Annotated in this window: 9 protein-coding genes; 2 read left to right on the top strand and 7 right to left on the bottom strand. The window is 72.1% G+C overall.

Translation table 11 applies throughout. The features are described from left to right. The first annotated feature begins 257 nt into the window (after positions 1–257). A complete protein-coding gene (locus EAO76_RS23380; RefSeq protein ID WP_187438757.1) occupies positions 258–3,752 on the top strand; it encodes a M28 family peptidase in 3,495 nt (1,164 codons plus the stop codon). Between the two features lie 60 nt (positions 3,753–3,812). Here the strand turns inward: EAO76_RS23380 and EAO76_RS23375 are convergent, their stop codons facing one another. Beyond that, entirely contained in the window at positions 3,813–5,249 is a 1,437-nt protein-coding gene (locus EAO76_RS23375; protein WP_262375683.1) for a helix-turn-helix transcriptional regulator, read from the bottom strand. Between the two features lie 732 nt (positions 5,250–5,981). On the opposite strand from EAO76_RS23375, the gene EAO76_RS23370 reads away from it, so the two are divergent. Beyond that, positions 5,982–6,644 (top strand): DedA family protein, encoded by a 663-nt coding sequence (locus EAO76_RS23370; protein ID WP_148837899.1) that lies wholly within the window; start codon positions 5,982–5,984, stop codon positions 6,642–6,644. Between the two features lie 251 nt (positions 6,645–6,895). Here EAO76_RS23370 and EAO76_RS23365 read toward each other — a convergent pair whose 3' ends face one another. From EAO76_RS23365 to EAO76_RS23345, 6 genes are all read right to left on the bottom strand, one after another. Next, positions 6,896–8,050, bottom strand: a complete 1,155-nt coding sequence (locus EAO76_RS23365) for a hypothetical protein (protein WP_148837898.1) — start codon at positions 8,048–8,050, stop codon at positions 6,896–6,898. Beyond that, on the bottom strand, positions 8,047–9,306 hold the full coding sequence (locus tag EAO76_RS23360) for a hypothetical protein (protein WP_148837897.1): 1,260 nt from the start codon (positions 9,304–9,306) through the stop codon (positions 8,047–8,049). The genes EAO76_RS23365 and EAO76_RS23360 overlap by 4 nt, the downstream gene beginning before the upstream one ends. A 139-nt stretch (positions 9,307–9,445) precedes the next feature. After that, on the bottom strand, positions 9,446–10,477 hold the full coding sequence (locus EAO76_RS23355) for an SMI1/KNR4 family protein (protein WP_187438756.1): 1,032 nt from the start codon (positions 10,475–10,477) through the stop codon (positions 9,446–9,448). A gap of 336 nt (positions 10,478–10,813) precedes the next feature. Further along, the gene (locus EAO76_RS23350) at positions 10,814–11,560 is read right to left on the bottom strand and encodes a cyclopropane-fatty-acyl-phospholipid synthase family protein (protein WP_148837895.1); all 747 of its coding nucleotides are present in this window, start codon (positions 11,558–11,560) and stop codon (positions 10,814–10,816) included. A gap of 263 nt (positions 11,561–11,823) precedes the next feature. After that, entirely contained in the window at positions 11,824–11,958 is a 135-nt protein-coding gene (locus EAO76_RS46525; RefSeq protein ID WP_262375682.1) for a hypothetical protein, read from the bottom strand. 173 nt (positions 11,959–12,131) lie between these two features. Further along, the gene (locus tag EAO76_RS23345) at positions 12,132–14,393 is read right to left on the bottom strand and encodes a serine/threonine-protein kinase (protein WP_148837894.1); all 2,262 of its coding nucleotides are present in this window, start codon (positions 14,391–14,393) and stop codon (positions 12,132–12,134) included. Between the last annotated feature and the right edge of the window lie 31 nt (positions 14,394–14,424).

Genomic DNA, 14,424 nt, shown 5'->3' with positions numbered 1-14,424 from the left:
GGGCAGAGCGGCCGCACGTCGGGGCCGGGGCGACCGCCCCGGCCCCGTTGCCGTTTCCGGCTGTCGTGCGATCGCACCACCGCGGCTTGACCAAACTTGCCAAGTCCCCCGACGGCCGACGCAGTTCATTGACGAGTTCATGGCGACGTGTGAGTGTTCGGTCGCTCGATCACGGGCGCCGGAAACCGGCGGCCGCCGCCGTCGCGTCTTCGTGCGCTGCTGTCCGCGATCGAGGACCCCCTACACAAGGAGCCTCGATGAAACGCAGACCGTTGACGGCCGGGACCACCCTGGCCGTCCTCGCCGGAATGCTGGTGGTCACCAGCGGCCAGTCGGCGTCCGCCGAACCGTCCCCGCCCGCCCCGTCCGACCTCTCGGCCGCGGTGTCCGCCGCCGACCGGGCCGCCGCCAGCGGCCTCGACACCCTGGCCAAGGGGCCCGAGGAGCGGTACGAGCGGCAGATGGTGACCCCGTGGGTCAAGGGTCTGTACTCCGTCGCGTACCAGCGCACCTATCGCGGCCTGCCCGTCGTCGGCGGGGACGCCGTCGTGGTGGCCGACTCCAAGGGCCGGGTCCGCGGCACCCAGTCGGCGGTCTCCCGGCGGATCAACGTGCCGACCGCCCCGACCGTCTCCGCGAAGAAGGCCGAGGCCACCGCCCGCAAGGAGCTGCGTACGGTGCGGCGGGTCGAATCGCAGCGCCTGGTGGTGCGCGCCACCGAGAAGACCTCCCGGCTGGCATGGGAGACGGTGCTCTCCGGACGCACCGCCAAGGCCCCCAGCAAGCTGCACGTCTTCGTGGACGCGGGCACCGGCAAGGTCCTCGACAGCTACGACGACGTCAAGTCGGGCACCGGCAACAGCCAGTGGAACGGCCCGTCCCCGCTGGCCATCGACACCACCGCGTCGGGCAGCAGCTTCTCGCTGCGCGACCCGAACCGGCCCGGCCTGAGCTGTGCCGACTACAGCACGGGCAGCGTCTTCAGCAAGTCGAGCGACTCCTGGGGCAACGGCAGCGCCACCAGCAAGGAGACCGGCTGCGTCGACGTCATGTGGGGGGCGCAGCACGAGTGGAACATGCTCAAGGACTGGCTGGGCCGCAACGGGCACGACGGCAACGGCCGCAGCTGGCCGGTGAAGGTGGGGCTCAACGACGTCAACGCCTACTGGGACGGCTCGTCGGTCTCCATCGGCCACAACAACGCCAACCAGTGGATCGGCGCGATGGACGTGGTGGGCCACGAGTTCGGCCACGGCATCGACCAGTACACGCCGGGCGGCGCCAACAACGAGTCGGGGCTCGGCGAGGCCACCGGCGACATCATGGGCGCCCTGACCGAGGCGTACACCAATGAGCCCGCCCCGTACGACGACCCCGACTACACGGTCGGCGAGAAGATCGACCTGGTCGGCAACGGGCCGATCCGGGTCATGTACGACCCCTCGCGGACCGGGGACCCGAACTGCTACAGCTCCTCCATACCCAACACCGAGGAGCACGCGGCGGCCGGCCCGCTGAACCACTGGTTCTACCTGCTGGCCGAGGGCTCCAACCCGGGCGGCGGCAAGCCGTCCAGCCCCACGTGCAACAACTCCTCGCTCACCGGCGTGGGCATCCAGAGCGCCGGCAAGGTCTTCTACGGCGGCATGCTGCTCAAGACGAGCGGGATGACGTACAAGCGCTACCGCACGGCCACGCTCACCGCCGCCAAGAACCTCGACGCCGGGTGCACGCTCTTCGACCGCACCAGGGCCGCGTGGGACGCCATCAGCGTCCCGGCGCAGAGCGGCGACCCGACCTGCACGCCCAGCGGGAACAACGACTTCTCGATCTCCCTCGACCCGTCGTCGGGCTCGGTGCAGCCGGGCAGTTCGGTGACGGCCGCGGTGCGCACCTCGGTCAGCTCCGGAAGCGCGGAGGCCGTCGCGCTGACGGCGAGCGGTCTGCCGAACGGGGTCACCGCCTCGTTCAGCCCGTCGTCGGTGCAGTCCGGCGCGTCCTCGACGATGACGGTTTCGGCGTCCTCCGGCGCCGCGCCCGGCTCGTACACCTTCACCGTCAAGGGCCAGGGAACCCAGAGCCACACCGCGCAGTACACCCTGACCGTCGGAGGCGGCGGCACCCCGGGCGGTGACGCGCCCGACATCAGCGTCGCCAACGTGCAGGCGCACCTCACGCAGCTCAACACCATCGCCTCGCAGAACGGCGGCAACCGCCGGGCGGGCAGCGCCGGTTACACGGCCTCGGTCGCCTATGTGAAGAGCAAGCTGCAGGCCGCCGGGTACACCGTCACCGAGCAGACCTGCACCGGCTGCACCTACCGCGGCAACAACCTGATCGCCGACTGGCCGGGCGGCCCGTCCGACCAGACCATCATGTTCGGCGCCCACCTGGACGGCGTCTCGGCCGGCCCCGGCATGAACGACAACGGCTCCGGTTCGGCCACCCTGCTGGAGAACGCGCTCGCCCTGGCCCAGCGCAACCCGACCATGACCAAGCACGTCCGCTTCGCCTGGTGGAACGGCGAGGAGCAGGGCATGCAGGGGTCGGAGTACTACGTCGGCCAGCTCACCTCCGCCCAGCGCGGCGCCATCAAGGCGTACTACAACTTCGACATGGTCGCCTCGACCAACGGCGGCTACTTCATCAACAACCTCAACTCGGCCGCGTCCGCCCCGATGAAGGAGTACTGGGACTCGCTGAACCTCTCTCCGGAGGAGAACATCGAGGGCCAGGGGCGGTCGGACGACTACTCCTTCCAGCAGGGCGGCATCCCCACCTCGGGCTACGCCACCGGCGCCAGCGACACGAAGACGTCGGCGCAGGCCGCCAAGTGGGGCGGTACGGCGGGCCGTTCCTACGACCCGTGCTACCACTCGTCCTGCGACACCACGGCCAACATCAACGCGACCGCGCTCGACCGCAGCGCGGACGGCGTCGCCCACACGCTCTGGAAGACGTCCGTCGGCACCACCGCGCCCGGCGACGACTTCTCCGTCTCGGTGAAGCCGGTCACCGGCAACGTGCAGCCGGGCGCCTCGGTCACCGCGACCGTGTCGACCGCGACCACCAGCGGCTCCGCGCAGTCCGTGAAGCTGTCCGCCTCCGGCGCGCCGAGCGGTGTCACCGTCTCGTTCGACCCGGCGTCCGTGCAGTCGGGCTCCTCCTCGACGATGACCGTCTCCGCCGGGGCGCAGACCGCGGCGGGCACCTACACCATCACGGTGACCGGGACCGGCAAGGCCGCCCACACCACCACGTACTCCCTCGTCGTCGGTGGCGGCGGCAGCTGCCAGGCCCGGCAGGTCGTCGTCAACGGCGGCTTCGAGAACGGGGTGACCCCCTGGACGCAGACGGACGGTGTGATCAACAACCGGACGTCCGAGAAGCCCGCGCACAGCGGCTCGTACACGGCGTGGCTCGGCGGCTGGGGCTCCGCCCACTCGGACACGGTCTCGCAGTCGCTGACCGTCCCGTCGGGCTGCTCGGCCTACAAGCTGTCGTTCCACCTGCGCACCGACACCGACGAGTCGGCGGGCGATCCGACGGCGTACGACACGTTCACCGTCAAGCTGGGCACCAAGACGCTCGCGATGTACTCCAACACGGACGCCACGGGCTCCTACGTCCAGCGGACCTTCGACGTCGGCGAGTTCGCCGGCCAGACGGTCACCCTCGGTTTCACCAGCAACGAGGACGCCTACCTGCAGACCAGCTTCGTCGTGGACGACGTCGAGCTGAACGCCGGCTGATCATCCGTCGGTGAACCACCGGGGCGGGACGTGCGTGCGCGCGTCCCGCCCTCCGCCGTCTCAGCGCACGACGGCGGCCAGCCGGCGGAGGAAGTCCTCGGTCTCCGACCGGTCGTCCCGCCGGGACGCCAGTCTGCCGTGCAGTCCGCGCAGTTCCTGTCCGAGCAGGGTCGAGGCGGTGATCTCGGTGGTGTCGAGCACGGGCCGGGCGATGGCAATGGCCGCCTGCGGGTCCTGGGCGCAGGCGTGGGCGTCCGCCATGCGGACCAGGAACAGCTTCCGCGCCGAGTGCATCCCGGGCGGGAGCAGGTTCAGCGCGGCGCGGGACGCCCCGACCGCGCGCAGCGCCAGCCGGCGGTCGCCGGTCGCCGCGGCGAGGTCCCGCAGCGCCCCCGCGGCGCCGGACTCCACCCGCAGGCGCACGGAGGCGACGGACAGCCAGGGCGCCTCGGTCTCGTCCCGTTCGCCGACCCGGTCCAGCTCCGACCAGGCGTGTTCGATGTGGTCCAGGGTCCGTCGCGCGTCGCCGCGGACGGCGTGGCCGCGGGCCTGGTACAGGTCGCTCATGGCACCCGCCCAGTAGCGGCCGGCGGCCACCTGCCGGATCGCGCCCCCGTAGGCGAGGGCGGACGGGCCGTCGCCCTCCAGCCGGGCCAGGGTGCTCATGTCGCCGAGTGCGGCCACCTCCGTCCCGATGTGCCCGGCCAGTCCGGCCCAGACCAGTGACCGGTCGAGCCAGGCCATCGCCGTCGCGTTGCGGCCCCACAGCAGCCTCAGACAACCGGCCGACTGCGCGTACTCGGCCGCCAGCGGCGCCAGTTGGCGCTGGTAGGGCGCCGCGGGCAGGGCCATCCAGCGGAGCATCGCGTGCAGGGTGCGCTCGACCACGACGGTCGCTCCGGGCCAGGCCCGTTCCTCGTCGGCCCGCAGGCAGACGGCGAGCAGCGCCGTCAGGGCGTGCACCGTGTCGGTGTCCAGCGCGGGGCGGGACGCGGTGGCCGGGTCCAGCGCGCAGAAGGCCGTGTGCAGGGCGACCACGTCGTCGAGCGCGGGAACGGCGCACCCGTCGCGGCCGTGCAGCGGGCACACCAGCCCGTAGGTGGGCAGGCTCCGGGGCAGTTCGGTGTCCGGCGGCAGCATGGCGAGCAGGGAGCCGCCGGCGGGTTCCCCGGGCAGCGGGCCGGTCCGGGCGGGGGCCGGTGCGGGCGGTGCTCCCCCGGCCTCCTCGCCCTGGCCCGCCGCGCTCTCGGCCCGTGCCGCGGCCTCGCAGGCGGCGAGGAGGTCGCCGCCCGCCGCCATGAGTTCGTCCAGTCTGCGGGCCAGCGGCAGCGGCGTCCTGCGGGTGCCGTGCTCCAGTTTGCTGATGGCGGTGTGGTCGTACCCGACACGGGCACCCACCTGGGCCTGGGTGAGCCCGGCGCGCCTGCGCCACTGCCGCAGTCTGGTCCCGAAGTCCTGCCACACCTCTGCGGTACGGGCGTCCGGCAGAGGGCCCATGCCCTCGGTGATCACCCGGAACTCCGCGCGACCCCGTCGAACTCCCCACCCGTGCCACGCTCATGGCTCATGGTCGGGAGAATAGCGAGCACGCGCGCCCGCTGTCCCCTGTGCGAGGTAAAGATGGCGTCTTCCCGTTGCCTCCCGTTCCGTCCCGCGTACGACGCGACGGCGCCGGGGCGCGGCCGGTGACGGACGGGGCGTCATGTTCCCTCCGGTGCACGCGTGATGGGTCGCGAAGGGCGGATGCGCCGTCCCGCTTCGAAGAGTCCCGGAAGATCCGCATGAGTGGGTCGCGCACCGGGCATATGACGGGTTACCGATCAGGAGGTGATGGCAATGGGCCGCATCAGGATCGTCCGACGTCCACAACCGCCGGCCCGGCCGGCGCCCCTCGATCTGCGGACTCCGTCCGGCCGCCCGCTGCCGTACTGAGTACGGGCCCGGCACACCGCCGCCCCCGGCCGGGGGCGGCGGACCGCTTCTGCCCGGCCGGGATCCCGGCCGATGACTCCCCCGGCCGTCGCGTCCGCGCGGCACCGTGACCCCATGACCTCGTGACACCGTGGCCCCGTGGCCTCGCGGTTGAGGAAAACCGCAGGGTGGCCGGTGCGGAGGACCGCACCCGGTTCGGGGGCGATCCTCGTACCGGTGCCGACCGCCGATTCCTAGCGTTGCCGGTGAGGCGCGACGGACTTCTCGCGCCCGTCACCACCGGCCGGGAGTCAGGTCATGGATTTCGTGCAGTCGAGCCTTCCCCAGGAACCCGCGGGAGGCGTCGCGGGCTGGGCCGCCGATCTCGTCGACGCCATGGGAGGTCCGGGAGCCGGCCTCGCCATCGCCCTGGAGAACCTCTTTCCACCGCTGCCCAGCGAGGTCATCCTCCCGCTGACCGGTTTCGCGGCGGGGCGGGGCGTCATCTCCCTGGCCTCCGCGCTCCTGTGGACCACGCTCGGTTCCGTGGTGGGCGCGGTGGCCCTGTACTGGCTCGGGATGCTCTTCGGCCGCGACCGGATGCACGCGATCTGGGCGAGGCTGCCACTGGTGAAGGCATCCGATCTGGAGCGTACGGAGCGGTGGTTCGCCAGACACGGCACCAAGGCCGTCCTCCTCGGCCGCATGGTGCCGATCTTCCGGAGCCTCATCTCCGTGCCGGCCGGGGTGGAGCGCATGCGGCTGCCGCTCTTCGTGTCGCTGACCGCCGTGGGCAGCCTGTTGTGGAACACGGTGCTGGTGATGGCCGGGTACTGGCTCGGCGACCGCTGGGACCTGGTGGAGACCTATGTGGGGGTCCTGTCCAAGGCCGTTCTCGTCATGGTCCTGGCGGCGGTCGCCGGATACGTGTGGCTGCGCCTGGGTGCCCGTGAGCGGGGTCGGCACCGGGACGCCTCATGAGCCCCCGGCCCGTGCCCCTCGCCCCGCGATACCGCCGCGACGGGGCGGCGGCGGTATCGCGGCCGTACATGACGGCGACACCGGTTTCGGGGGCGACGGTGTCGTTGCCGCTGCCCCGCTGCTGACGTCAGGTGATACCGACGTTACCGCCCGGCTCCGGGGCGTGCACTCGGAGGACGGCCGCGGGCCTCCCCGGGTCCGTGAGCGCGGCGCTCACGGACCCGGTGCGTGGCTCCTCGACCGGAACGGTCTCAGGAAGTGGCCGGGGCCGAGCATCCACGGGCCTTCGCCGAGCGCTCGGCGAAGGCCTTCAGCACGGCACGTTCGTACGCGAGGTCCGCCTCGCCGCTCGGAGGCCCCAGGCGCTTCCCCTTTTCGTACCTCTCGTCCAAGGGACGCAGGACGAACAGGGCCCGGCCGTCCTCGCACATGGCCGTGGTCCAGCTCATCCGGCCGTACCGGTCCCGGTGGTGCGCGGGGGTGTCGCTGCCCGGTGCGGCCTCCTCGCTGCCGAGCCGCCGCCGGTGCTCCTCGTAGCCGTACAACCGCTCCCGCGCATAGGGACCGTAGTCCGCTTCGAGTTCGTAGCGTGTCGTGCGGTCGGCGTCACCGAGCCGGCACATCTCGTGGGGTGCTCCTCCGCGAGCGGTCTCGGTGGCGGTCGTCACGCCCCGTGCGGCGGGAATGCCGGAGCAGGTCCCGTCGGCCGTGCCGAGCGGCTCGTACTCGTCCTCGCGCACCGGCAGGTCGAGGCTGCCGACGGGCTTCCCGAGCTCGGCCCCGCAGTGCCGGGCCTTCGAGACCCTGGCCGCGGTGGAGGTGGCGATCCTGGCGAACTCCGGTCGTACGGCCGGGTCGTCCGGGGACTCGTCGAGGATGGTCCCGACAGTGACGGACAGGCTTTCGGGACCGCTCCCCCGGGCACACCGGAGGACCAGGCTCATGGTCACCTCCTCGTCCTCGCCGGCCTCGAAGGGGTCCTCCGTTCCGAAGCGGGCCGGGATCGCGCCGAAGAGCCCCGTCCAGCCGTGGCCGACCGGCACGGCGAGCTCGTCCGACGTACCCCTGTAGTAGAGGTTGTCCAGGTCCTGTACGGCGCGGGTGGTGTCGAGGACCCGGATCTCGGCGGATCCGCCGTCCTGGACACTCACCCTGCAGCCCACCAGGTCCGTACCGCTCGCCTCGGCGGCTTTCCTGTCCAGGGCGTGGATCGGGTCCTCGACCTCGACGGTTCCCGGCCCGAGGACGTCGCGCACCACGTTCCGGTCGAGCAGGCCGTCGCAGGCTCCGTCGAGCGCCGCCTCGTCGCTCCAGCGCTGGAAGTCGCCGTGCACCAGGAGATAACCGGCGACGGCGACGGCCGTCGCGACCACGGCCGCGACCGCTCCCAGAACGATCCGCCTCATCGCCATCCCTCCACCTCTCCCAGGATCTCGGTGTCATGACACCGCTGCTGTCGGGGCCAGCCGTCGGGGTCGGCGAGGTAACTGTCCATCAGTTTGCGGACGTTCCCGGAGAATTCGGTGCGTTCGGCCTCGTCGAGCGTGCGCGCGTCGATGACGGAGGTCTCCGTGCGGACGGTGACCCGGTGGTAGGTGGCGCCCGCGGCGCACTCCGACCGCGCCCACAGGGCGAGTTCGTGCGGCTTCGATTCGGGGATGACCCTCGTCCGCTCCCCCTCGCGGAAGCCGAAGCTGTCACCGGTGCGGTCGTACTGGTCGTTGACCGACTCGCCGAGCGGCCCGGCCCAACTCGCCGCCGAGACCTCCACCACCGCGCCGTCGGACGGTTCCGGATCGGTGGCCATCGGGTCCTCGCGGTCCAGGACGGTGGCGTCGCAGACACTCAACAGCCGTGAGTCCTGCAGATCACCACTGGCGGTCCACTTGCCGGGGAAGCCCGCCCGCGTGCCGAGCCCCCGGCACTTCTTCACGCCCAGACCCGGCTCGTCGATCCTCTCGACCTCCATGTTGGCCCCGTCCTCGTCCGCGGTGACATGGGCCTCGTAGGTGTCGATGATCCGGGTGGGCATCTTCAGTGGGGAGCCACCGCACTTCTGCGCGGCGGTGATCCCGTTGGCGACCCGGACGGCGGTACGGAAATCGGCGAGGTATCCGGCCTTCTTGCCCTTGTCGGGCCCGGGCAGGTCGACATCGGCCGTCACATACATCCCGGGCGCCTCGCGGAACCGCCCCTCCAGCCCGCCGGGGCACTCGGCGACCACCCAGGCCCGCCCGCCCCTGCCCGCCCGGCCGGTGATTCCGGGCGCCTCGTAACCCTCTTCGCCACCGCCGGGCAGGATGTCCTCGGCCCGCACCGTCATCGGTATCCGGTAGACGAGCGCGACGGCCCGCACCCGCACCGACCCGTGCCCCGGCCAGGTGACGGAGCAGTTCACCAGGGAGCGGCTCTCCTCACCGGGATCGAGCACGGTGCCGTACTGACGCACCGCACCGGCGACCTCGTCCGGCACCCGGTCCCGCAGTTCCTCGTACGGCAGCAGCCCCGCACAGGCACGCTTCAACTGCGCCCGGTTCGCCGCCGAATGCCCACCGTCGTCCGCCCGGTCGGCGCCGCGGAAGAACAGCGCCCCGGCGACCACCGCCACGAGCGGCACCCCTATGAACAGCGGCTTGCGCAGCCATGACGGCACCCGGTCCATGGAGCCCCCTCACCGATGGATCAAAACCTGGAACCTATCAGAGCCTCGGCTCGCCACCCCTGGGCGCCTCCGGGCCCGACCGGGCACCGAATCTCCGGACACGGCGGCCCCCTCTCCTCCGGTCCGGTGGCGGGCGCGGCTACCGGTCGCCCACCGCGGCGGCGAGCTCGTCGAGCAGGGCGGCGACGGCGGCATCGGTCATCCGGTAGCCGTCGGCGGTCTCGGCGATGCGCCCCGAGGCGACCCGGGACTCCCACCAGTCCTCGAGGAAGCCGGGGGCGTACCCGCCGGTCCTGAACCCGTAGGGCTCGGCCACGAGACCGAAGACGATCATGAGTTCGTAGTCCGGCGCCGCGTAGGAACGCTCCTGCCCCGCGGGCGCCTTCAGGTACCGGTCGAAGGATTCGACCCGGTTGAAACCGGTGAACAGCCAGAACAGGTAGTCGTACATCAGCGTGGACCGCGCGTCGGCGTGCAGCGCGAAGAACCCCTTGTCGTGCACGACGGCCTCCGCGAGGGCCCGCATCCGCCGGTCCGCGTCGGGCAGGACGTCGGCGACCTCGCGGAAGGCCCGTACCAGCACCGGGGAGAAGCTGCCGTCGCGCACCGTTTCCAGGGCGTCGATCAGGTCCTGTTCCGAGGTGTCGTAGACGGACTCGTCGACCAGGCCCCTGACGAAGGCCTCGAAGCTCTCCGCGACCGGGGTGATCGCGAAGTCGTCCTCCTGGTCGACATGCACCACGGCCGGTTCGCCGTCTCTGCCGCACGCGCGGTAGTCGAGGGCGAGCATGTCGTGGCCGGCCGACGGCGTGTCGGCGAAGTAGACCCCGATGTCCGGGTACTCCCACATCTCGATCCAGAACCGGCTGCCGAACTCGCCGACGAGCGACTGCGGCCTGGTCCGTCCCACGCCCCTGATGCCGTTGATCACGATGTGGTCGTCGGCCCAGGAGGTCGGCTCGGTCATGGGGAAGTGGTCCCGGTTCGGAACGCCGCCGTTCTGCGCGGTCATCAGCGCGATGTAGGAGTCGGGCAGCCGGTACCCGCCGATTTCCTCCTCCACCGACGCGATCAGCTCCCGCGTGGGCGGGACCTCCTCCACGTACTCCTTCAGCGCGTACGCCGAGTCGTCCCAGAACCCGGCCATGTCGAAGCCCTCGAAATGTCCCACTGCGCCCTCCCTGGCCGCTCGCCCGGCGAGCGTACGTTCCGCGACCGGACACGATCGGCCGTGCCGCCCTCTCCCGGTCATCGTGCTGGGACACCGCCGGGCCCCGTCGGGTTCCACCGGTGTCCGGGCCCGGACCGGTCATGTCCCCATGATGGCGACCACCACTGACAAACGGGGTGCCGGGGCTTCCGGGACGATCACGGAACCCGCCCCTCCGGCAGAGACCCGGGCCGGACCCGGCCCGGCCCCGGTGGAACGCCGACGGCCCGGTTCACGGCTGTGGGAACGCGCGCGGTTCCGGGCAGCACGCCGCCCGGAACCGCGCCGGTGGGACCGTCAGCGGCCCATCAGTGCGAAGACCCCCCAGCCGAGGTATTCACGCTGGTAACGCGTGTAGCGGGCGGGCTCGGTGGTGAGTTCGGCCCGCACCTCGGCGGCCAGCTCGTCATCGGGATTCTCGTCGAGCCAGCGGCGGAGGTTGAGCCACTGCGCCGCCTGGTACCGGTCCCAGCTGTCCTGATCGGCCAGCACCATTTCCACGACGTCGTACCCGAGGCCGCCGAACTGCTCGATCAGCTCCGGCAGCATCAGGAAGTCGTCCTTGCCACCGGCGAGGCAGGCCTCGGCGGTTTCCTGGTCCGGCACTTCCCGGCGCCAGTACGGCTCGCCGATCAGCATCAGACCGCCGGGGCGGAGACTGCTGCCCAGCAGCTCGACGGTGCCGGCCACGCCGTTCCCGATCCAGGTGGCGCCGACGCAGGCGGCGAGGTCGACCGGTTCGTCCGAGACGTGGCCGGAGGCGTCGCCGTGCACGAAGGCGACCCGGTCGGCGACACCGAGTTCGACGGCGCGGGCGCGGGCCTTCTCGGTGAACACCGTGCTGATGTCCACCCCGGTCCCGGTGATGTGGTGGTCACGGGCCCAGGTGCACAGCATCTCGCCCGATCCGCTGGCGAGGTCGAGCACGCGGGTCCCGGGCGCCAAACGCAGCGCCCGCCCCAGGGCGGCGAGCTTTCCCGGGGTGAACGGGTTGTGGATGCGGTGGCTGCTTTCACGAATGGTGAAGATGCGAGGAAGATCCACGAGAGGTGTTCCTTGGGTTCGATGAGGTCATGGCGTTTACGGAGGACAGCCGACCGGAGTCGACCGCCGCTGCTCGGACCGTCATCAAAAGCACCTCTTCCGGACGCACGGATCTTGAACGCGGCAAATATAAGCCGCCCGGATCGACGTCTCCAGCGATTTCACCGGCCCTTCGAACGGGCGCGCGGAGGCGGCGGGCGGGCCCGTCGCAGATCACGCGGCGCGGCCCCGGCCGTGGCGGTGACCGCTGCCGGCGCCGGGAATCACGGGGCGGTCCCCAGCCGCTCCACGACGGTGCCCGCCGGCTCCTGTGTGACCTCGGCGAGGCGCGCGTACGTCTCCTCGTCCTCCTGGGCGACGTCGACGTCGTAACCGACGGTGAACACGACGTTGTCCACACGGACGACGGTCCGCGCCGACGGGTGGTGCCCGGGAACCGATCCGGAAGGGCAGCGCCCGAGCGGCGAGACCTCCCGCCGGATTCGCGCCGGGGCCGTACGGGGGCGACGAGGGCCTCGGTACGGCCCTTCCCTCCTCGGTGGCCTCGGCGGGCGGCGGGGCCCGGCCCGGATCAGCTCGGCTTCGGCGGCTTCTGCGCGTCGAAGGCGAACAGCGTGTTCTTGGCCGCGGCCACGACCACCGCACCGCCCGCGACGGTCACACGCGGACTTGCGCCGATCTCGCCCGTCAGGCCATCGGCCCTCGGGTCGGTCGTCCACAGGATCCTGCCGTCGCGCGACGACAGCGCGACCACCCGGCCGGTGGCCGAGCTGAAGTACAGCGCGTCGCCGCCCGCGGCGGGACCCGACGCACCCTCCACGCTCGTCTGCCGCGACCACTTCGCCCTGCCGGTCGCCGGGTCGAGCGCCGTGACGAGACCGGTCTGCCCGCTCACGTAGAGGGTGCCGTCCGCCATGCCGGGCGTCCCCTCGTACGTCTTGGCCAGTCGGGAGTACGTGACCTTCCGCGAGGCCGGGTCGACCCGCGCCACCCCGTCGTAACCGGTCAGTTCCGGTCCCTCCAAGTGCACCCGGAGGAGTACGAGCTCACCGTCGGCGACGCCCATCGGCACGACGGGGCCGTCGACCGCGATGGGCCTGCCCAGCGCCCCCGAGGCGCGGTCGACCGGGTACAGGGTGGAGTGGCGCACCTCCACGGAGTCCACCTCCGCGTTCGGCGCGCACATCGCGAAGAGTCGAGGGCCCACCGGGACGGGGGCGCACTGCGCGTCCGCGGGGAACGGTGTCGTCCAGGCGACCTCACCGCTGTGCGCGTCCCGGGACTCCAGGCGGGAGTTGAAGGCGTCGACCGTCACGACGGCGGAGCCGAGCACCAGGGCGTCCTGGGTCCGGCCCGTGACGGCCTGCGACTGGGCGCCGGACGGTGCGGACCACAGCTCCCGGCCGCTGTTCGCGTCGATGGCCACCACCTCGCTGGGAGGGTCCTGCGGGAAGTTCTCGGCGGCGAAGCGGTAGCCGAGCACCGTGTCGTCGGTGGCGCCCACCAGGTGCATGCCCCGGACGGGGACGCCCGGGCTCTTCACCGTCCACTTCGACGAGCCGTCCGTGACCTCGATACGGGTCGCGACGACGCTGCCGCCCCCGCAGAACAGCGCCTCGTCCCGCGCGACGCAGCGCAGCTCGTCGGGAATTTCCGGGCGACCGCCCCGCACGGTCGTGTGCCACGGCTCGAAACCGGCCGGAAGCGCGGCGCCCGGCGTCGCGACGCTGTCACCGCCGCCACCGCTGCCGTCGTTGCCCCCGGGGCCGGCCACCTTCAGCACGGCCACGCCCCCGCCGATCGCAGCCACCGCGACCGCGGCCGCGAGCACGGGCCGCCACCGGCGCCCCGGACGGCGGCCGGCGGGAGTACCGGTGGTTCCCACACCGGTGCCTCCCGTGTCGGGACCGGCCGGGGTGACGACCGGGGCCGTCGGCGCCGGGGTGTCCCGCGCCGCGAAGTCGTGCTCGGTGGCCACGTCGCGGGTACGGCCCGCGTCGGCCCCGCCCGCGTCGACCCCTCCGAGGTCGGCCGGCAGGTCCCGCAGCAGCACGAGGAGTTCGTCCGCCGAGGGGCGCTTGTCGGGCTCCTTGTCCAGGCACAGTTCGACGACCGCGCGCAGCGCCACCGGCACGGCGTCCAGCGACGGCTCCTCGTGCAGTACCTGGTACGCCGTCATGTAGGGGCTGTCCGCGTCGAAGGGGCCGCGGCCCGTCGCCGAGTACACCAGCAGTGTCCCCAGTGAGAAGACGTCGGACCTCGGCCCCACGCCGCGCGGCGCCTGCAGCTGCTCCGGCGACATGAAGGGCGGCGTGCCGATGACCCGACCGGTCATCGTCAGCGTCTCCTGGTCCGCGGCGCGCGAAATGCCGAAGTCGATGACGCGCGGGCCCTCGGGCGAGAGCACGACGTTCGAGGGCTTCAGATCACGGTGGACGACCCCCACCCGGTGGATGTCGCGCAGCGCCTCGGCCAGCCCGATGGCGAGCCTCCTCAGCTCCGCCCCGTCCAGCGGACCCTTCATGGCGATGTGCTGGGTGAGCGTGTGCCCCTCGATGTAGGCCGTCGCCATCCACGGCTGATCGGCCTCGGGGTCGGCGTCGACCACGGCGGCGGTGAACGCGCCGCTCACCCGCCGCGCCGCCGACACCTCCTGCCGGAAGCGGATGCGGAACTCGTCGTCCCCCGCGAACTGCTGGTGGATCAGCTTGATCGCGACGGGCCGCCCCGAACTCGTACGGGCCAGGAAGACCGTGCCCATGCCACCCGAGCCGAGCCGAGCCTCAAGCGGGTAGCCGCCGATCTCGGTCGGATCACCTCCGCGCAGCGACACTCTTCCCGACCTCCAGTCCCCCGTGCGCCTC

It is taken from the genome of Streptomyces sp. sk2.1 (genome assembly GCF_008120935.1).
Classification (GTDB): domain Bacteria; phylum Actinomycetota; class Actinomycetes; order Streptomycetales; family Streptomycetaceae; genus Streptomyces.
This window is presented reverse-complemented; position numbering and strand designations above follow the sequence as displayed.

Excerpts from the sequence above, each read along its gene's own strand:
- EAO76_RS23380 (WP_187438757.1), top strand. The coding sequence starts at position 258 with ATGAAACGCAGACCGTTGACGGCCGGGACCACCCTGGCCGTCCTCGCC.
- EAO76_RS23360 (WP_148837897.1), bottom strand. The coding sequence starts at position 9,306 with ATGGACCGGGTGCCGTCATGGCTGCGCAAGCCGCTGTTCATAGGGGTG.
- EAO76_RS23370 (WP_148837899.1), top strand. The coding sequence starts at position 5,982 with ATGGATTTCGTGCAGTCGAGCCTTCCCCAGGAACCCGCGGGAGGCGTC.
- EAO76_RS23375 (WP_262375683.1), bottom strand. The coding sequence starts at position 5,249 with ATGGGCCCTCTGCCGGACGCCCGTACCGCAGAGGTGTGGCAGGACTTC.
- EAO76_RS23365 (WP_148837898.1), bottom strand. The coding sequence starts at position 8,050 with ATGAGGCGGATCGTTCTGGGAGCGGTCGCGGCCGTGGTCGCGACGGCC.